Below are 18,040 nucleotides of genomic sequence, written 5' to 3' on the forward strand. Positions count from 1 at the left end.
TGCCGGTGCCGGTCAGACGCCCGAGTAGGAGTGCTTGCCGCCGAAGAGGAAGTTCACCCCGTAGTAATTGAAGATGTAGCAGGCGAACGCGGCCAGGGCGAGGTAGGCGGCCTTGCGGCCCTTCCAGCCGGCGGTGGCGCGGGCGTGCAGGTAGGACGCGTAGGCGACCCAGGTGATGAAGGACCAGACCTCCTTGGGGTCCCAGCCCCAGTAGCGGCCCCAGGCCGCCTCGGCCCAGATCGCGCCCGCGATGATCGTGAACGTCCACAGCGGGAAGACGGTGGCGTTGATCCGGTAGCCGAACTTGTCGAGCGTGGCGGCGGACGGCATGCGGCTCAGCATGTTGTCCCAGGCCATGTGGAGGCGGACGCCCAGGCGGAGGCCCAGGCCGGCGTCCTTCGGCAGGCCCTTGAGCTTCTTCTCCAGGACGCCCGGGCCGGTCTTGCCGGCCGCCAGGCGGATCTCGTAGCCGTCACGGAAGCGGTAGAAGAGGGTGGAGACGGCACCGACGTACAGCGAGGCGCCGGAGATGATCGCGCAGGAGACGTGGATCCACAGCCAGGGCGAGCGCAGTGCGGGCACCAGCTGGTCGCTGGATGTGTAGAGCACGCTGATGGCCAGACCCAGGTCGAGCAGGATCGTGGTGACCAGCGGCAGGCCCAGCCAGCGGATGTTCTTCTTGGCGAGGAGCAGGCCGAGGTAGACGGCGACGGCGACCATGCCGAACGTCGTCGAGAACTCGTACATGTTACCCCACGGCGCCCGCCGCACCGACAGGGCGCGGGTGAGCACCCCGCCCGCGTGCAGCGCGAACGCCAGCACCGTCAGCGAGATCGCGATGCGGCCGTAGAGGTCGCCCTTCTCGCTGCCGCCGGCCGCGCCGGGGCCGTCGGGGACGTCCTCGCGGGTGCCGGGGGCCGACCGGGTGACGACCTTGGGCCGCTCCAGGACCGCCGTACCGCCCGCCTTGCGGACGGTGACCGCGACGGCCGGGCGGGCCTCGGCCGTGATCGCGGCGGCGGTACGGCCGACGGCGCTGCGGCTGCCGAAGACCCACTCGGTGATGTGTGCGAGGAAGGCGAGGGTGTAGACGGCCATCGCCGAGTAGATCAGCACATTGCTGGTATGGGCCATGTTCTCGTTGGCCGCGGCAGCGATGTTCACGCGCGCGCTCCTTCGGAGGAATCTGTGGGTTCAGCGGGTCGGGTGGGTTCTTCGGCGGTCGCGTCGGCGTTCGCTTCGGCGGGCTTCTCCACGGCCCTTTCCTCGGCTGTCTCCACGGCCTTCTTCTCGCCGGCCTGATCGCCGGTCTTTTCGGCGGGCTTTTCGGCGGTCTTTTCGGCGGGCTGATCGCCGGCCTGATCGCCGGGCTTCCCGGCAGGCTTCTCGCCGGCCTCTTCTGCGGGCTTCCCGTCGGGCTCCCCCGCCACCGCCGGCGCCGCGCCCTGCAGCGCGACCGCCAGCTCGTACAGCTCCTCCGGCACCTTCGCCGACTCGCTGCGCCCGAGCCCGGCCAGCTCGACGACCGTCCGCCCGTCCGCACCGCGCACGGCCCGCACCCACACCCGGCGGCGCTGGATGAACAGCGACGCGGACACGCCGATCAGCGCCGCGACGGCACCGGCCAGCGCCGGCATGTCGCCGGGCTTGTGCGAGATCTGGAAGGTCGCCCAGGTGCTGATGCCGTCGAACTTCAGCGAGCCCGCGCCGTCCGGCAGCGTCATCGTCTCGCCGGGCTTCAGCGCCCGCGCGAAGTTCCGGTCGCCTTCCTTGAACTGCTTCATGTTCCGCGTGTCGAGCTTGTAGACGCTCTGCGGCAGGCCGGAGTCGATGCCCAGGTCACCGTGGTAGGCGGTGAGGACCAGCACCGGGTTGTCCAGCGCCGGGAAGACCGACGCCATGCTGCCGGTGCGCAGGTCCAGCGTGGGGACGAAGTTGCCCCGGAAGCCGATCTGGCCCTTCTTGCCGTTCTTGTCCCAGTAGTCGGGGACCTTGATGACGGTGGTCTCGGTGATGTTGTTGTCCAGCGGCAGCGAGGCCACCGCGCCCTGGTAGACCACGTTGCCCTGGCCGTCGCGGACGGTCACGCGGGGTGCGTAGCCGTGCCCCTGCAGGTAGACCTTGGAACCGCCGACCTCCAGCGGTTCGTTCACCTTGATCGTGGTGTCGCGGGGCGTGCCGTCCGCGCCCTCCCAGTAGCTGATGTGCGCCCGGTAGTCGCGCGGGGTGCCCTTCTGCGGGCCCGTGCGCTCGTACGTCCCGGTGAAGCCCTTGAGCCCGAAGCCGAACGGGGGCAGGTCGTCGGTGTCGAACAGCGAGCCCGACTTGAAGTCGTCGTACTGGGTGAGCGTGTTCGAGAACTTGTCGCCCTCGACGACGAGCTTGCCGCCCTCGTACTTCCACAGCTGTGCGGACGCGAACGCCACCAGCATCACGATCAGCGAGACGTGGAAGAGGAGGTTGCCCGCCTCGCGCAGGTAGCCCTTCTCGGAGGCGACCGAGTCGTCCGCCGCGACCGTGCGGAACCGCTTGCGGCGCAGCAGCCGCCGGGCCTCGGCGAGCACCTCGTCGGGATCGGCGTCGGTGCGCCAGGTGGTGTAGGCGGGCAGCCGGGTGAGGTGGCGCGGCGCCTTCGGCGGCCGGCCGCGCAGCTGGCCGACGAACTGCCAGGTGCGCGGGACGATGCAGCCGATCAGCGAGACGAACAGCAGGATGTAGATCGCGGAGAACCACACCGAGCTGTAGACGTGGAAGAGCTGGAGCTTCTCGTAGAGAGGCGTCAGCGTCTTGTGCGCTTCCTTCCACGTGTCGGCCTTCACCGAGTCGACGCTGGTCTGCGGGATCAGCGAGCCTGGGATGGTCGCGAGGGAGAGCAGGAGCAGCAGGATCAGCGCGACCCGCATCGAGGTCAGCTGCCGCCAGAACCAGCGCAGCCAGCCGATGACCTCCCGTCCGGTCCAGGCGAGCGCGCCCGCCACGCCCGGCCGCCGGACGCCGCCGAACGAGCCCGGCACCGCCTGGCCCCGCTCCCCGGTCTCCTCGACCGGGGCGGTGGACAGCCGGGCGCCCGCGGCGGCGTCGTCCTGCGCCTCGGTGGTGGTGCTATCGGTCTTGGCCATGGTTCAGATCCCGGGTTGGTACTTGTTCGACCACGTCTGCAGGTCCTGGATGAGGTAGTCCCACACTCCCGTCACCAGGAGGACGCCGACCAGGACGAGCATGCCGCCGCCGATCCGCATGACCCATGCGTAGTGCTTCTTGATCCAGCCGAAGGCGCCGAGCGCCCGGCGGAAGGCGAGGGCGGTGAGGATGAACGGCAGGCCGAGCCCGACGCAGTAGGCGAGCGTCAGCACCGTGCCCCGGCCCGGGCTGGCCTCCTTGAACGACAGGGCCTGGACGGCGGCCAGCGTGGGCCCGATGCACGGGGTCCAGCCGACGCCGAAGCCTATGCCCAGCAGCGGCGCCCCGAGCAGTCCCATCGTCGGTTTCACGTGGAACCTGAACTCGCGCTGACCGAATCGGTTCAGCAGACCCGTGAAGAGCAGCCCCAGGACGATCATGACGGCGCCCAGGACGATGGAGATCGTCCTCTCGTGCTCCTTGAGGGTGTTCCCGAAGTACCCGAAGGCCGCCCCGAAGGAGACGAGGACGGCACTGAAGCCCAGGACGAACAGGGAGGAGCCCAGCAGCATCCGGCCCCGGCGCGTCTCCGCCAGGTCCGCGCCGCCGACCCCCGTCACGTACGACAGGTAGCCCGGCACCAGGGGCAGCACGCACGGCGAGAAGAACGACACCAGGCCGCCGAGCACCGCCACGGGCAGGGCCAGCAGCAGCGCTCCGGAGAGGATGGTGTGGTTCATGCCGTCACCGGAGGCGGCGAGGACGGTCGACGCGACGTACACGGCGTCACTTCTCCGCGACCAGCTGGTCGAGCGTCTCGTTCAGCTCGTCCTGGCCCAGCGGCTTGAGCGCCCGGCCCGCGATCTTCCCGTTCCGGTCGATGAAGACGGTGGAGGGGATGGCCTGCGGGTTGAGGTTGCCCTTGGGGAAGCGAAGGATCAGCTTCCCGCCGGAGTCGTGGATGCTCGGATACGGGACCTCGAAGGACTTCTCGAAGGCGACGGAGTTCGCCTTGTCGGGGTCGCGGACGTTCAGGCCCACGAACTCGACGCCCTTGCCCTTGTACGCGTTGGCCGCCTTGACCAGGTTCTTCGCCTCGGCCCGGCAGGGAGCGCACCATGAGCCCCAGACGTTAAAGACAATGATCTTGCCCTTGAACTTCTCGGTGGCGTTGAGCTCCTCGCCCTGGAGGGTCTTGCCGGACAGCTCCGGCGCGTCCTTCCGGGCGCTCGCGTTCTTGACCATGGAGACCCCACCGGTCCCCTGCACGAACTGCGTCTCGCCGCCTCCGCCGGAGGTCCCCCCGGTCCCGCAGGCGCCCAGCGCCAGCGCCGCCAGCGCGGCGCCGACGGCCGGCACGGTGGTACGACGGCGGAACGGGCGGAACCGGGTGCGTCGATCGGCGCGGCAGGCACTCATGTGAAAAGTTTCGCATGGCGATTTACGGGATCTTCCGCGCCCCCCTTGCCCCACACGACCCTGGTGCTCAGGGGCTCGGAGCACCCTCCCCGCCGACGCGCGGCCGACGGACACCGTCCGTCGGCGGTGCGTTCGAGCCCGTACGGCGACCGCACCGGCCCGGGACCGTACGGCGACGCACCGGCCCGGGACCGTACGGCGGCCGTGCGGCCCAGGACCGTACCCGTCCCGGGCCGCACGGGGAACCGCTCAGGCCCCGAACGCCTTCGAACCGCCCTTGACCGGCTTGGCACCCGCCCGCAGATGCGCCGGAACGAGGTCCCGGGCCGGCTCGCTGTAGCCCACCGAAACGATTTTGTCGCCCCGGTAGGTGAACGTCGTCAGGCTGGCGAGCGTGCACTGCCGCTTGCGCGGGTCGTGCCACAGCCGGCGCCGCTCCACGAAGCTGCGCACGATCCAGATCGGCAGCTGGTGGCTGACGCACACCGCCTCGTGCCCGCGGGCCGCGTCCCGCGCCGCGTTCAGCGCGCCCATCATCCGCACCACCTGCTCCACGTAGGGCTCGCCCCACGACGGCCGGAACGGGTTGGTCAGGTGCTTCCAGTTGGCCGGCTTGCGCAGCGCGCCGTCGCCGACGCCGAAGGTCTTGCCCTCGAAGACGTTCTCCGCCTCGATCAGCCGCCCGTCCGTCGCCAGGTCCAGCCCGTGCGCCTTGGCGATCGGCGTCGCCGTCTCCTGCGCCCGCTCCAGCGGCGAGGCCACCACGTGCGTGATGTCCCGGCCCGCCAGGTGCTCGGCCACCCGGTCCGCCATCTCCCGGCCCAGGTCGGACAGGTGGTAGCCCGGTCTGCGGCCGTACAGCACGCCGTCCGGGTTGTGCACCTCGCCGTGCCGCATCAGGTGCACGACGGTGATCTCGCTGCCGCCCTCGCCACTCACTTCTGCTCCTCCGTCGCCTCGGCCGCCGCCCGCGCCGCCGCGGGCAGGGCCGCCGCGATCCGCTCGATCGCCGCACTGTCGTGGGTCGTCGACACGAACCAGGACTCGAACGCCGACGGCGGCAGGTAGACGCCCTGCGCCAGCATCGAGTGGAAGAAGGCGGTGTACCGGAACGACTGCTGCCGCTTGGCCAGCTCGTAGTCCGTGACCTCCCGGTCCGTGAAGAAGACCGAGAACATGTTGCCCGCCGTCTGCAGCCGGTGCGCCACGCCCTCCTTCGTCAGCGCCGCCGTCACCAGTCCGCTGATCTCCGCGGAGACCGCGTCCACCCGCTCGTACGCCGCGTCGTCCAGCAGCCGCAGCTGCGCCAGGCCCGCCGCCGTCGCCACCGGGTTACCGGACAGCGTGCCCGCCTGGTAGACCGGGCCCGCCGGGGCCAGGTGCGCCATCACGTCGGCCCGGCCGCCGAACGCCGCCGCCGGGAAGCCGCCGCCCATGACCTTGCCGAAGGTCATCAGGTCCGGCTTGACGCCGTCGATGCCGTACCAGCCGGCCTTCGAGACCCGGAAGCCCGTCATGACCTCGTCGGAGATGAACAGCGCGCCGTTCTTCGTGCACGCCTGCTTCAGGCCCTCGTTGAAGCCCGGACGCGGCGGGACCACGCCCATGTTGCCCGGCGACGCCTCGGTGATCACACAGGCGATCTCACCCGGGTACGCGTGGAACGCCTCGTGCACGGCCTCCAGGTCGTTGTACGGCAGGACGATGGTGTCGCCCGCCTGGGCGCCCGTGACGCCCGGCGTGTCCGGCAGCCCGAACGTCGCCAGCCCCGAGCCGGCCGCGGCCAGCAGCGCGTCCACGTGGCCGTGGTAGCAGCCCGCGAACTTGATCACCTTCGCCCGGCCGGTGAACCCGCGCGCCAGCCGGATCGCCGACATCGTCGCCTCGGTCCCGGACGAGACCAGGCGCACCTGCTCCACCGGCTCCACCCGCGCCACGATCTCCTCGGCGAGGGCCACCTCGCCCTCGCCCGGCGTGCCGAACGACGTACCGCGGGCCACCGCGGCCTGCACCGACGCGATCACCTCGGGGTGCGCGTGGCCGAGAATCATCGGTCCCCACGAGCAGACCAGATCCACGTACTCCCGGCCGTCCGCGTCGGTGAGGTACGGACCGGTCGCGGACACCATGAACCGGGGCGTACCGCCCACGGCGCGGAACGCCCGCACCGGAGAGTTCACGCCACCGGGCGTCACGACCGCCGCGCGCTCGAAGAGCGTCTGGGACACTGGGGCTTCATATGAATAAGGCACTCTGTTCCTGCCTGCGACAGACGTAGGGAGGGACGGCGACGGCCGCCGCACGCCCCGGCTTGTGGGCCCTGCTGGGATTCGCTCGGGTTCGCTGGGTTTCTCCTGCTTCCGACCGGGTGTCAGCCCCCGCGCATCTGGGACACTGGGGCCGGACAGGGGTAGCTCACGCTAGCCATGGTCTCAGAGCCCCGTGGGCACGTGTGTCCGGGCGTTTCGCACGCTCTCGACGGGGGAGGTGTCTGAGACGATGATCGGGTTGCGCGGCGGGGGCTGTGCTGCGTAAAAAAGCGATCGGGTGGAGATATGCATCGCGGTGGCGGACTGGGTGAGGGCACCGACGACCTGGGGCCCGAGCGAGCCCGGCCGCCCCGCAGGGGCCGGCACCGGCGGGACGACCACCTCAGGGCCGGCGGGACGGACGGCGCCGGCGCACCCGGCGCGGCGGGCAGGGCCGACAGGACCGGCGACGACGACAGGGTCGACGGGGGACACAGCGCGATCAGGAGTGGCCGAGTGGGGGTGACCTACAAGTACTTCGGTGCACCCAACGGGGCCACCGCGGCACGCGTGCCCATCTCCATGCGCCCCGAGGAACTCGGCGGCGACGAGCTCGGCATGGGCGGCATGTTCACCAGGATCAAGCCGGAGACGGTCGCCGCCATGGTCCTCACCGGCATCCAGGGCATACCCCTGCACAAGGTGCCCCCGCTGGAACTGGTCGTCCTCCACCCCGACTACGCCGTCGTCAAGCTCCCCATGACCGTCGTCGACCCGCTGCGCGGCATCGGCGAGGAATCCGTCGGCGCCGCCGCCTTCATCTGGTCCACCGTCCCCGACCGGGGCGGCCCCCGCGACGCCTTCACCGTCTACCGGCTGCTCCACGAGTGGCAGGACTTCTCGCACCGCCTCCACGAGGCCGGCCACCAGCCGTACTGCCTGGTCTGGCCCTGACGGCCCGGGCCCTCCGGACCACGCCCCGTACCCGAGGCGAACACCCGTCATATCCTCGGCACCAGCCACGCCCGTCCGTGCCGCCACCGCCGCCCGAGGAGGCCCCATGACCACCCCCACCGCCGTGATCACCGGCGCGAGCAGCGGCATCGGCGCCGCCACCGCCCGCGCCCTGGCCGCCGCCGGCTACCGCGTCGTCCTCACCGCCCGCCGCAAGGACCGCATCGACGCCCTCGCCGCCGAACTCAACGACGCCGGCCACCAGGCCGTCGCCTACGAACTCGACGTCACCGACCGCAACGCCGTCACCGTCTTCTCCGTCTTCCTCGACGACTTCGCCCCCGTCGAGATCCTGGTCAACAACGCCGGCGGCGCCATCGGCACCGAGACCGTCGCCAACGCCGACCCCGCCGACTGGCGCGCCATGTACGAGGTCAACGTCCTCGGCACCCTCCAGACCACCCAGGCGCTCCTCCCCCTCTGGCGCGACTCCCCCGGCACCGTGGTCATCGTCTCCTCCACCGCCGGCCTCGCCACCTACGAGGGCGGCGGCGGCTACGTCGCCGCCAAGCACGGCGCCCACGTCATCGCCGAGACTCTGCGCCTCGAACTCAACGGCCTGCCCGTCCGCGTCATCGAGATCGCCCCCGGCATGGTCCGCACCGAGGAGTTCGCCCTCAACCGCTACCGCGGCGACGAGGGCAAGGCGGACGCCGTCTACACCGGCGTCAGCGAACCGTTGACAGCCGAGGACGTGGCGGAGACGATCGCCTGGGCGGTCACCCGGCCGCACCACGTGAACGTCGACCTGCTCGTGCTGCGCCCCCGCGCCCAGGCGTCCAACTACAAGGTGCACCGCGAGCCTCAGGAGAACTGACTCATGCGCGTCACCGGCTTCGACCACCTCGTCCTCAACGTCACCGACGTCGAGCGCTCCCTGGCCTTCTACACCGGCCCGCTCGGTCTGGAGCCGGTCCGCGTCGACGAGTGGCGCGCCGGGAAGGTCCCCTTCCCCTCCGTCCGCGTCTCCGCCGACACCATCATCGACCTGTTCCAGCGCGACCGCGGCGAGACCAACGTCGACCACTTCTGCCTGGTCGTCGAGCCCCTCGACTGGCAGCAGGTCATCGACGCCGGCACCTTCGACGTCGTCAGCGGCCCCTCGAACAACTTCGGCGCCCGCGGCCAGGCGGAGTCCCTCTACGTCCGCGACCCGGACGGCAACACGATCGAGCTCCGCTGGTACCCGCAGGACAAGTGACGCACGGGGGCGCCCGGGTGACCGGGGCTCAGCCCACCGGCCGCAGGTCCACATAACCGGCCCTGAACTCCCGGTCGCCCTCGCCGACGTCCATCTTCCCGACCCCGATCTCCGCGACCCGCCAGAGCCGCCCGGCGATCTCCAGGGTGTCCCCGATCCGGGCGTCGTCGTACGACGCCCCGCCATCCACCTTGTTCGGGGTGACACCGATGTGGGCCCGCTTCGGGCCGTCGTACACGTCGTAGAGGACGACGCTCTCGTTACCGCCCGCATACCGGGAGTGCGGCACGTGCCAGCGCAGCCGCCAGCGTCCGCCGGCGAGGGGCGGCCAGGCGTTCTCGCCACTGGGCACGGGAGCCGGTGTCGGCACGGGAGCGTCCCGGGGCGTGAGCACCACCCGGTAGGAACAGATCTGCCGGACCGTGTACCGCCGGCCGTCGACCGTCAGCTCGTCCCGGGGCGCCACGGTCCGGCGCCGCCCGTCCTGGCGGTCGGCGGGCGTCGCCGCCTCCACCAGGACGGCCTGACGCGACCTGCCGTCCGAGCGCGCCTCCGTGTACCAGACCGCCGCCCCTCCGGGCAGCCGCGCCTTACCGCCCCGCAGGACGTGGACGCCCGCGAGCCGCGGGCCGCCGTCCTTGTCCCCGGCACACAGGGGCCCCTTGTCCGGCGGCGGAGGCGGAACCGCTTCGGTCCGGTCGGGGGAGGGAGCGGAATCCGCCGTACTGCAGCCCGTGACGAGCAACAAGGCGCAGAGAGCGCCCGCGGCGAATGATCGCTTCCGTCCCACCGACGATGACATCTCGTCCGTGCCTGCCGCCCGCTCCACTGCTCTCCCCCGCCCGTCGGATGATCCGTAGCGTAATGCGGGGGTCCGACGGCGGGTCCCGTGGAGCCGGGCGGTCAGAAGTAGCGCGCCTTGCGGCGCAGTCTGCCGTAGAGGATGAAGGCTTCCATCGCCGCGAGCAGCCCGCCGCACGTCCAGGCCATGCCGGACGACAGGCCGTGGGTCTCGTTGCTCAGCCGTGCCGCCAGCCAGTCCTCCGGGTCCACGACGAGCGTCACGCGCCGCCCCGGGGCGAAGTTCTCTCTGCAGCCCTGTGAGTCGTCGATCCCATAGGTCCGGATCCGCCCGCCGTCCGACCGGACGACGGTGCAGGTGTGCCCTGTGTCGTGCTTCCGGTGGTAGCTGGTGTTGGCGGTGACCACGGCCTCGTGCCGGGTGCCGCGCCGGTCCAGGACGTAGTCGTCCAGCGCGGGCCCGGCGAAGAGGACGAAGGCGAACCCGAGGACCGCCAGGCAGGTGCCGGGCCCGGCGCCGCACAGGGCGCCGGCCACGGCCAGGAGCAGCAGGGTGAGCACGACCGAAACGGCGAGGAGCAGACCCGACCCGGCCTGGTTCAGCCATCCGCACGCCGCGAGGTTCACCGGCAGGAGGACGACGAGGCCGAGGGTGACGGGCCAGCGGCGGGGCGGCCCGAGGTCGCTCGTACTCGTCACCGTCGGCGATGTCCTCGTCGTCGCGCTCACCGGCCCGCTTCCTCCCCCTGGGACTTCTTGATCCACGAGGCATCCTCGCCGACCCGGCGGCGGGAGGGGAAGCCGCGCCGGGGCTCAGCCCTTGACGCAGATGATCTGCTTGAGCTTGGCGACGACCTCGACGAGGTCCCGCTGCTGGTCCATGACCTGCTCGATCGGCTTGTAGGCCGCGGGGATCTCGTCCACCACGCCGGAGTCTTTGCGGCACTCGACGCCCCGGGTCTGCTCGGCCAGGTCCTTGGCCGTGAACCGCTTCTTCGCCTGGTTGCGGCTCATCCGGCGGCCGGCGCCGTGGGAGGCCGAGTTGAAGGAGGCCGCGTTGCCCAGGCCGCGCACGATGTACGAGCCGGTGCCCATCGAGCCGGGGATGATCCCGTACTCGCCGCCGCCCGCGCGGATCGCGCCCTTGCGGGTGACGAGCAGGTCCATGCCCTCGTAGGTCTCCTCCGCCACGTAGTTGTGGTGGCAGGAGATCACGGGCTCGAAGGCGACCTTGGCCTTCTTGAACTCCTTGCGGACGACGTCCTTGAAGAGGGCCATCATGATCTCGCGGTTGTGGCGCGCGTACTCCTGGGCCCAGAAGAGGTCGTTCCGGTAGGCCGCCATCTGCGGGGTGTCCGCGACGAAGACCGCGAGGTCCCGGTCGACCAGCCCCTGGTTGTGCGGCAGCTTCCGGGCCTCGCCGATGTGGTACTCGGCCAGCTCCTTGCCGATGTTGCGGGAGCCGGAGTGGAGCATCAGCCAGACCGAACCTGTCTCATCGAGACAAAACTCGACAAAATGGTTTCCGCCTCCGAGCGAACCCATCTGCTTAAGCGCCCGATCCCGACGGAATTTGACCGCTTCCGCGATCCCGTCGAACCGCCCCCAGAAGTCGTCCCACGAAGCCGTCGGGAACCCGTGCAGCCGCCGCGGATCCACCGCCTCGTCGTGCATCGAGAAGCCCACCGGGATCGCCCGCTCGATGCGGGAGCGCAGGTGGGAGAGGTCGCCGGGGAGGTCGTTCGCCGTCAGGGACGTCTTCACGGCGGACATGCCGCAGCCGATGTCCACGCCCACGGCGGCCGGGCAGACGGCCCCGCGCATGGCGATCACCGAGCCGACGGTCGCGCCCTTGCCGTAGTGGACGTCCGGCATCACGGCCAGGCCCTCGATCCACGGGAGGGTGGCGACGTTCCGCAGCTGCTGCATGGCGCCGTCCTCGACCGTGGCCGGGTCCGCCCACATGCGGATGGGCACCCGGGCGCCGGGCAGCTCGGTGTACGGCATGTTTTCCTCATTCCCCCATAAACGGTAGATAACGCAAAAGCCGGATCAATGTGTGGATTCACGACAGCGGACCAGCGGTGCGGCGGCGCGTGCGGTAGACATTGTGTCCAGCGGCCACCCAGCCGCGACAACCGGTTTTCGGCCTCCGGCAGGGGCCGGAGGCGGGTGGACGAGCGGGCGAAGGGAGCCACGGACAGTGCAGCGAAAGGCGCACCGGCTGGTAGCTGCACCGGTGGCCGGGCTGGCCGCCGCCGTGTTCGCGGCGGGGCTGACCGGATGCAGCGGCGGCGCGGGCGGCGGGGGCGGGGACGACGATCCCAAGCCCGGCCTGGGCGAGTCCGCGGCGCCCGCGGCCGAACCGGGCAAGTACCACAGCCTCCCCGAGCCGTGCGGCTACGTCAGCCGCGACACGCTCCGCCGGATGCTGCCCGGCGGCGGCGAGGACGGCGACCAGGACGCCGAGAAGCTCTACCGGGGGCAGCCCACCGTCACCTACGACGCGGACCGCCGCGTCGGCTGCCGGTGGAACCAGGAGACCCCGGACGGCACCCGCCGGCTGTCGGTCGACTTCGAACGCGTGGTGTCCTACCAGGGCGGGGTCAGCGACGAGGAGCGGGCGCGCCAGCTGTACGACAAGCTGGCGGACGCCGCGCACATCCCCCCGGCGTCCTCCGGTGGCTCGGGCTCCGCGTCGTCCGCCCCCGCCACGCCCCCGCCGTCCGGCAAGGGCACCGCGAAGCCCGACAAGAGCGGCAAGAACGCCAAGGACGGCAAGGAAGGCAAGGACGGCAAGGCCAAGGGCGCCAAGAACGACCCCAAGACCACCGACGCGTCCTCCCGCCCCGCCCCCACGACCGCGCCCGCCACCCCGCCGGCCCGCGACGAGCCGGAGCTGGGCTCGCGAGCGCTGGACGACGTGGGCGACGACGCGTTCGTCAGCGACAAGCTGACGGCCGGCGGCGCCGACGTGCACCGGGACGTGACGGTGGTCTTCCGGGCCGCGAACATCCTGGTGACGATCGTCTACCACCAGCAGCCCACCGACCGGACGCGCGTCCCGGGCAGCCAGGACCTCCAGGGCAAGGCCCACGGCCTGGCCCGTGAGATCGAGGCCGGGCACTTCAGCAACTAGCCCGGCGAGTACCCCACCATTTCGGCCGCCGCCGCGGCCGGGCCGCGTACCGTGCCAGTAGCCCTGCCCGGCCGTCCGGCCCCGCACCGATTGAGCGAAGGACCCATGCACCGACGAACAGCTCCGCGACTCGCCCGACTCCTCGCCTGCGCCGCAGTACCGGTGATGCTCGTCGCCGCCGGCTGCTCGGACTCGGACGGCGGGGAGAAGAAGAGCTCCGCCACGCCCTCGGCCTCCGCCCCGGCCAAGCCCAGCGCGACGCCGACGGTCAGCGCCGGGAAGTACGCCAAGGTCCCCGACCTGTGCAAGGCCCTGTCGGCCAAGACGGTCGAGAAGCTGGTGCCGAAGGCGAAGAACAAGTCGGGCGAGCTGCTGACCGGCAGTTGCTTCTGGAACGGCCTGGACAGCGAGGACACCGACGACCAGCAGTTCCGGTCGGTGAACCTGCACATCATGGCCCTGAGCGGCGACCCGAACCTGGGCTCGGCGGACAAGCGCGCCCAGACCTACGCGGACCAGCAGGTCAAGAAGGCCACGACCGAGGACGACCCGAAGGACGTCAAGACCACCAAGACCGGTGGCATCGGCGACTGGGCGACGACGGTGACGACCAAGACCAAGAAGGGCGTCGACTTCACGAACGCGACGGTGGTCACCCGGACCGCCAACGTGGTGATCGCGCTGAAGTACAGCGGCGCGGGCTACGAGGGCGCCAAGGCCCCCGACGCGGCCGACCTGACGAAGGACGCGCAGGCCGCGGCCAAGGAGGCGGTGGCCGCGGTGGCCGCCGCCAACAAGAAGTAGCGCGGGAAGAAGCGAGAGAACGGCGAAGGGCCCGCCTCCCCTCGGGGGAGGCGGGCCCTTCCGCGTGCGTCAGACGGCCAGCAGCTTCCGCACCCGGTCCGCGCCGACGGCGAGGAGCAGGGTGGGCAGGCGCGGGCCGGTGTCCCGGCCGACGAGCAGCTGGTAGAGCAGCGCGAAGAAGGAGCGCTGGGCGACCTTCAGCTCGGGGGTGGGCTTGGCGTCCGGCTCCAGGCCCGCCTGGATCTTGGGCACGCCGTAGACGAGCGTGGTGAGCCCGTCGAGCGACCAGTGCTCGTCCAGCCCGGCGAGGAGCAGCCGCAGCGACTCGCGGCCCTGCTCGTCGAGGGCGGCGAGGGTCTCGGCGTCGGGCTCGTCGCGGACGATGGTGCGCTGGTCGGCCGGGACCTGGGTGTTGATCCAGTGCTCGGCGCGGTCCAGCCGGGGCCGGGTCTCGTCGAGCGAGGTGACCGGGTTCTCCGGGTCGAGCTCGGAGAGGATCCGCAGGGTCTGCTCGTCGTGGCCGGCGGTGATGTCGACGACCGAGGCGAGCGTGCGGTACGGCAGCGGGCGCGGGGTGCGGGGCAGTTCGCCGGCGGCGGTGCGGGCGGCGCGGCTGTACGCGGCGGCGTCGGCGGGCAGCACGGAGCCGTCGGCGACCTTGGCCTCCAGCTTGTCCCACTCGTCGTAGAGCCGCTGGATCTCCTGGTCGAAGGCGATCTTGAAGGACTGGTTGGGCTTGCGGCGGGCGTAGAGCCAGCGCAGCAGCGGCGCCTCCATGATCTTCAGCGCGTCGCCCGGGGTGGGGACGCCGCCCTTCGACGACGACATCTTGGCCATGCCGCTGATGCCGACGAAGGCGTACATCGGGCCGATCGGCTGCTCGCCGCCGAAGACCTTGCGGACGATCTGGCCGCCGACGACGAAGGAGGAGCCGGGCGAGGAGTGGTCGACGCCGGAGGGCTCGAAGATCACGCCCTCGTAGGCCCAGCGCATCGGCCAGTCGACCTTCCAGACCAGCTTGCCGCGGTTGAACTCGCTGAGCATGACGGTCTCGGAGTGGCCGCAGACGCAGGTGTAGGCGAGCTCGGTGGTCGCGTCGTCGTACGCGGTGACCGTGGTGAGGTCGCGCTCGCAGGCGCCGCAGTACGGCTTGTACGGGAAGTAGCCCGCGCCGCCGCCGCTGCCGTCGTCCTCGTTGGCCGCGCCGGAGCCCTCGGCGGCCTCCAGCTCGGCCTCGTCGACCTTCTTCTGCTGCTGCTTGGGCTTGCCGGTCGCCTTGTCCTTCGTCCGGTACTGGTCGAGGATCGCGTCGATGTCACCGCGGTGCTTCATCGCGTGCAGGACCTGCTCGCGGTAGACACCGGAGGTGTACTGCTCGGTCTGGCTGATCGGGTCGTACTCGACGCCCAGCTCGGCCAAGGCCTCGACCATGGCGGCCTTGAAGTGCTCGGCCCAGTTCGGGTACGCCGAGCCGGCGGGGGCCGGGACCGAGGTCAGCGGCTTGCCGATGTGCTCGGCCCAGGACTCGTCGATGCCCGCGACGCCGGCCGGGACCTTGCGGTAGCGGTCGTAGTCGTCCCAGGACAGCACGTGGCGGACCTGGTGGCCGCGGCGCCGGATCTCGTCGGCGACCAGGTGCGGGGTCATGACCTCGCGCAGGTTGCCCAGGTGGACCGGTCCGGAGGGGCTGAGGCCGGACGCGACGACGATCGGTTTGCCGGGCGCGCGGCGCTCACTCTCGGCGATGACCTCGTCGGCGAAACGGGAGACCCAGTCGGCCTCGGTGCTCTGAGCCTGAGCCACGGCACTTCCTTCCTTACGGTCTGGCATGACCATTGTCCCAGACGGCGGCGGGGGTCCGCCGGTTGCCCGGTGAGCCGGGAAAAAGCGCGCGGGGCCTGTGATATCGGCATGGGATACTCGGTGCGACGGCGCCGTTCTGCTCCGATACGCCGCCCTCAGCACGCACGCCCCCTACAAGGAATGGGCCCGCTTCCCATGGCTTTGGTTCCCTCCCTCGCTTCCACGCTCGACCGGCGCATCGCGGACGCGCTCTCGGCGGCCCTGCCGGAGGCCGGCGCCGCCGACCCGCTGCTGCGACGGAGCGACCGCGCGGACTTCCAGGCCAACGGGATGCTGGCGCTGGCGAAGAAGCTCAAGGGGAACCCGCGCGAGCTGGCCGGCAAGGTCGTGGAGAACCTGCCGGCGGACGAGCTGATCGCGGACGTCGAGGTGTCGGGCCCGGGCTTCCTCAACATCACGCTCACCGACGGCGCGATCCTGAAGACCCTGGCCGCGCGGCACGCGGACGACCGCCTGGGCGTGCCCTTCAAGGAGCACCCGGGCACCACGGTCATCGACTGGGCGCAGCCGAACGTGGCCAAGGAGATGCACGTCGGCCACCTGCGGAACTCGGTGATCGGCAACTCGGTCGTACGGATCCTGGAGTTCGTCGGCGAGAAGGTCGTCAGCCGTCACCACATCGGCGACTGGGGCACCCAGTTCGGCATGCTCATCCAGTACCTGATCGAGCACCCGCACGAGCTGGACCACAAGGGCGAGATCTCCGGCGAGGAGGCGATGTCCAACCTCAACCGGCTCTACAAGGCGTCGCGCGCCCTCTTCGACTCCGACGACGAGTTCAAGGCCCGCGCCCGGCGCCGGGTGGTGGACCTCCAGGCGGGTGACGAGGAGACCCTCGCGCTCTGGCAGCGGTTCGTCGACGAGTCGAAGATCTACTTCTACTCGGTCTTCGACAAGCTGGACGTGGAGATCCGCGACGAGGACATCGTCGGCGAGTCCGGCTACAACGACATGCTCGCGGAGACCTGCCGTCTCCTGGAGGAGTCCGGCGTGGCGGTCCGCTCCGAGGGCGCGCTGTGCGTCTTCTTCGACGACGTGAAGGGCCCGGAGGGCAAGCCGGTCCCGCTGATCGTGCAGAAGTCCGACGGCGGCTTCGGCTACGCGGCGACGGACCTGTCGGCGGTCCGCGACCGGGTGTTCAACCTCAAGGCCGACACCCTGCTGTACGTGGTGGACAGCCGCCAGTCGCTGCACTTCAAGATGGTCTTCGAGACCGCGCGCCGGGCGGGCTGGCTGACCGACGACACCAAGGCCGTGATGCTCGGCTTCGGCACGGTGCTGGGCAAGGACGGCAAGCCGTTCAAGACCCGTGAGGGCGAGACGGTCCGGCTGGTGGACCTGCTGGACGAGGCGATCGACCGGGCCACGGCCGTGGTGCGCGACAAGGCCGAGAAGGTGGGCCTGTCGGAGCAGGAGATCGTGGAGAACGGCCGGCACGTGGGCATCGGCGCGGTGAAGTACGCCGACCTGTCCACCTCGGTCTCCCGCGACTACAAGTTCGACCTGGACCAGATGGTGTCGCTGAACGGCGACACGTCCGTCTACCTCCAGTACGCCTACGCGCGGATCCGCTCGATCCTGCGCCGGGCGGGCGAGGTGGCGCCGGCCGCCCACCCGGAGCTGCCGCTGGCCCCGGCCGAGCGGGCGCTGGGCCTGCACCTGGACCAGTTCGGCGAGGTCGTGGCGGAGGTCGCCGCGTCGTACGAGCCGCACAAGCTGGCCGGGTACCTGTACCAGCTGGCGTCGCTGCTGACGACGTTCTACGACCAGTGCCAGGTGCTGAGCGACGAGAACGCGCCGGAGGTCGTGGAGAACCGCCTGTTCCTCGTCGACCTGACCGCGCGCACGCTGCGGCAGGGCATGGCGCTGCTGGGCATCCACACGCCCGAGCGCCTCTGACGCCTCAGCCGGCCGCGCCCGTCGGCGCCCCGAGCTCGAACCAGATCAACTTCCCCACCAGTCCCTGAGGTTGATCCCGGAGCGCGAACCCGCCCCAGCTGTCGGCACACCGCCGCACGAGGCCGAGCCCCCTCCCCTGCTCGGCCTCGTCGGCCACCGGCGCCGCGTCCAGCGCCGGCATCCGCGGATTGGTGTCCCACACGGCCACCCGCACCCGGTCCCCGTCCCGCCGCACCCGCACGGACGCCGGCCCGTCCGAGTACCGGTACGCGTTGGTGACCAGCTCCGACGTCAACAGCTCGGCCGTATCGGCCAGTTCGAGGAACCCGTGCTCCTCGAAGATGGTGCGGAGGGTGCGTCGGGCGATACACGGCGCCATCGGGTCGGAGGGGACCTGAAGCGTGTATTCCCAGTCGTCGGCGAGATCCGGCTCATGACTCATGCACGCCTCCACAGAGTGAGCGTTCTGACACGCAGAGTAGTCATGTTCGGTTTGCGGACGCCAGGGGTGTCCGGATTCGGGGAGAGATG

At 70.9% G+C, this 18,040-nt stretch carries 17 protein-coding genes; 6 read left to right on the plus strand and 11 right to left on the minus strand.

Features of this window, described 5'->3' with window-relative positions:
• Positions 1–12 precede the first annotated feature (12 nt).
• From ccsB to hemL, 6 genes are all read right to left on the minus strand, one after another.
• Positions 13–1,164 carry a c-type cytochrome biogenesis protein CcsB gene (gene ccsB, locus JNW98_RS17740; RefSeq protein ID WP_223769222.1) on the minus strand — a complete coding sequence of 384 codons (1,152 nt, stop codon included), beginning with the start codon at positions 1,162–1,164 and terminating at the stop codon, positions 13–15.
• Complete coding sequence (gene resB / locus JNW98_RS17745; protein ID WP_223769223.1) at positions 1,161–3,119, minus strand: cytochrome c biogenesis protein ResB; 1,959 nt, start codon at positions 3,117–3,119, stop codon at positions 1,161–1,163. Before resB ends, ccsB begins: the two co-directional genes overlap by 4 nt.
• Before the next feature lie 3 nt (positions 3,120–3,122).
• On the minus strand, positions 3,123–3,860 hold the full coding sequence (locus JNW98_RS17750) for a cytochrome c biogenesis CcdA family protein (protein WP_223769248.1): 738 nt from the start codon (positions 3,858–3,860) through the stop codon (positions 3,123–3,125).
• A gap of 46 nt (positions 3,861–3,906) precedes the next feature.
• On the minus strand, positions 3,907–4,539 hold the full coding sequence (locus tag JNW98_RS17755) for a TlpA family protein disulfide reductase (protein ID WP_223769224.1): 633 nt from the start codon (positions 4,537–4,539) through the stop codon (positions 3,907–3,909).
• 249 nt (positions 4,540–4,788) lie between these two features.
• On the minus strand, positions 4,789–5,436 hold the full coding sequence (locus JNW98_RS17760) for a histidine phosphatase family protein (RefSeq protein ID WP_223769249.1): 648 nt from the start codon (positions 5,434–5,436) through the stop codon (positions 4,789–4,791).
• A 38-nt stretch (positions 5,437–5,474) separates the two neighbouring features.
• Positions 5,475–6,767, minus strand: a complete 1,293-nt coding sequence (gene hemL / locus JNW98_RS17765; RefSeq protein ID WP_308015622.1) for a glutamate-1-semialdehyde 2,1-aminomutase — start codon at positions 6,765–6,767, stop codon at positions 5,475–5,477.
• Between the two features lie 327 nt (positions 6,768–7,094).
• Between hemL and JNW98_RS17770 the strand changes: the two genes are divergently transcribed.
• The 3 genes from JNW98_RS17770 to JNW98_RS17780 all read left to right on the plus strand — a co-directional run bounded on the left by JNW98_RS17770 (position 7,095) and on the right by JNW98_RS17780 (position 9,003).
• The gene (locus JNW98_RS17770; RefSeq protein ID WP_223769226.1) at positions 7,095–7,742 is read left to right on the plus strand and encodes a hypothetical protein; all 648 of its coding nucleotides are present in this window, start codon (positions 7,095–7,097) and stop codon (positions 7,740–7,742) included.
• Between the two features lie 106 nt (positions 7,743–7,848).
• Positions 7,849–8,619: an SDR family oxidoreductase gene (locus JNW98_RS17775; protein WP_223769227.1), complete on the plus strand. Its 771-nt coding sequence runs from the start codon at positions 7,849–7,851 to the stop codon at positions 8,617–8,619.
• A gap of 3 nt (positions 8,620–8,622) precedes the next feature.
• A complete protein-coding gene (locus tag JNW98_RS17780) occupies positions 8,623–9,003 on the plus strand; it encodes a VOC family protein (RefSeq protein ID WP_223769228.1) in 381 nt (126 codons plus the stop codon).
• Positions 9,004–9,031: 28 nt separating this feature from the next.
• Here JNW98_RS17780 and JNW98_RS17785 read toward each other — a convergent pair whose 3' ends face one another.
• The 3 genes from JNW98_RS17785 to JNW98_RS17795 all read right to left on the minus strand — a co-directional run bounded on the left by JNW98_RS17785 (position 9,032) and on the right by JNW98_RS17795 (position 11,811).
• Complete coding sequence (locus JNW98_RS17785) at positions 9,032–9,751, minus strand: DUF6406 domain-containing protein (RefSeq protein WP_223769229.1); 720 nt, start codon at positions 9,749–9,751, stop codon at positions 9,032–9,034.
• Positions 9,752–9,906: 155 nt separating this feature from the next.
• A complete protein-coding gene (locus JNW98_RS17790; RefSeq protein WP_223769230.1) occupies positions 9,907–10,503 on the minus strand; it encodes a DUF3592 domain-containing protein in 597 nt (198 codons plus the stop codon).
• A 114-nt stretch (positions 10,504–10,617) separates the two neighbouring features.
• Positions 10,618–11,811, minus strand: coding sequence for an RtcB family protein (locus tag JNW98_RS17795; protein ID WP_223769231.1), 1,194 nt, complete (start codon positions 11,809–11,811; stop codon positions 10,618–10,620).
• A gap of 196 nt (positions 11,812–12,007) precedes the next feature.
• Between JNW98_RS17795 and JNW98_RS17800 the strand changes: the two genes are divergently transcribed.
• Positions 12,008–12,943: a hypothetical protein gene (locus tag JNW98_RS17800; protein ID WP_223769232.1), complete on the plus strand. Its 936-nt coding sequence runs from the start codon at positions 12,008–12,010 to the stop codon at positions 12,941–12,943.
• 105 nt (positions 12,944–13,048) lie between these two features.
• Positions 13,049–13,747, plus strand: a complete 699-nt coding sequence (locus JNW98_RS17805; RefSeq protein WP_223769233.1) for a DUF3558 domain-containing protein — start codon at positions 13,049–13,051, stop codon at positions 13,745–13,747.
• Between the two features lie 69 nt (positions 13,748–13,816).
• Here the strand turns inward: JNW98_RS17805 and lysS are convergent, their stop codons facing one another.
• A complete protein-coding gene (lysS, locus tag JNW98_RS17810; protein WP_223769234.1) occupies positions 13,817–15,550 on the minus strand; it encodes a lysine--tRNA ligase in 1,734 nt (577 codons plus the stop codon).
• Between the two features lie 195 nt (positions 15,551–15,745).
• Here lysS and argS point away from each other — a divergent pair, with 195 nt between their 5' ends.
• Positions 15,746–17,509 (plus strand): arginine--tRNA ligase, encoded by a 1,764-nt coding sequence (gene argS / locus JNW98_RS17815; protein ID WP_223769235.1) that lies wholly within the window; start codon positions 15,746–15,748, stop codon positions 17,507–17,509.
• A gap of 4 nt (positions 17,510–17,513) precedes the next feature.
• On the opposite strand, the gene JNW98_RS17820 is transcribed toward argS, so the two are convergent.
• Positions 17,514–17,951, minus strand: a complete 438-nt coding sequence (locus JNW98_RS17820; protein WP_223769236.1) for an ATP-binding protein — start codon at positions 17,949–17,951, stop codon at positions 17,514–17,516.
• Positions 17,952–18,040 lie beyond the last annotated feature (89 nt).

Source organism: Streptomyces huiliensis (assembly GCF_020037025.1).
GTDB classification, from domain to species: domain Bacteria; phylum Actinomycetota; class Actinomycetes; order Streptomycetales; family Streptomycetaceae; genus Streptomyces; species Streptomyces huiliensis.

Excerpts from the sequence above, each read along its gene's own strand:
- resB (WP_223769223.1), bottom strand. The coding sequence starts at position 3,119 with ATGGCCAAGACCGATAGCACCACCACCGAGGCGCAGGACGACGCCGCC.
- JNW98_RS17750 (WP_223769248.1), bottom strand. The coding sequence starts at position 3,860 with ATGAACCACACCATCCTCTCCGGAGCGCTGCTGCTGGCCCTGCCCGTG.
- JNW98_RS17755 (WP_223769224.1), bottom strand. The coding sequence starts at position 4,539 with ATGAGTGCCTGCCGCGCCGATCGACGCACCCGGTTCCGCCCGTTCCGC.
- JNW98_RS17760 (WP_223769249.1), bottom strand. The coding sequence starts at position 5,436 with ATGCGGCACGGCGAGGTGCACAACCCGGACGGCGTGCTGTACGGCCGC.
- JNW98_RS17770 (WP_223769226.1), top strand. The coding sequence starts at position 7,095 with ATGCATCGCGGTGGCGGACTGGGTGAGGGCACCGACGACCTGGGGCCC.
- JNW98_RS17775 (WP_223769227.1), top strand. The coding sequence starts at position 7,849 with ATGACCACCCCCACCGCCGTGATCACCGGCGCGAGCAGCGGCATCGGC.
- JNW98_RS17780 (WP_223769228.1), top strand. The coding sequence starts at position 8,623 with ATGCGCGTCACCGGCTTCGACCACCTCGTCCTCAACGTCACCGACGTC.
- JNW98_RS17795 (WP_223769231.1), bottom strand. The coding sequence starts at position 11,811 with ATGCCGTACACCGAGCTGCCCGGCGCCCGGGTGCCCATCCGCATGTGG.
- JNW98_RS17805 (WP_223769233.1), top strand. The coding sequence starts at position 13,049 with ATGCACCGACGAACAGCTCCGCGACTCGCCCGACTCCTCGCCTGCGCC.
- argS (WP_223769235.1), top strand. The coding sequence starts at position 15,746 with ATGGCTTTGGTTCCCTCCCTCGCTTCCACGCTCGACCGGCGCATCGCG.
- JNW98_RS17820 (WP_223769236.1), bottom strand. The coding sequence starts at position 17,951 with ATGAGTCATGAGCCGGATCTCGCCGACGACTGGGAATACACGCTTCAG.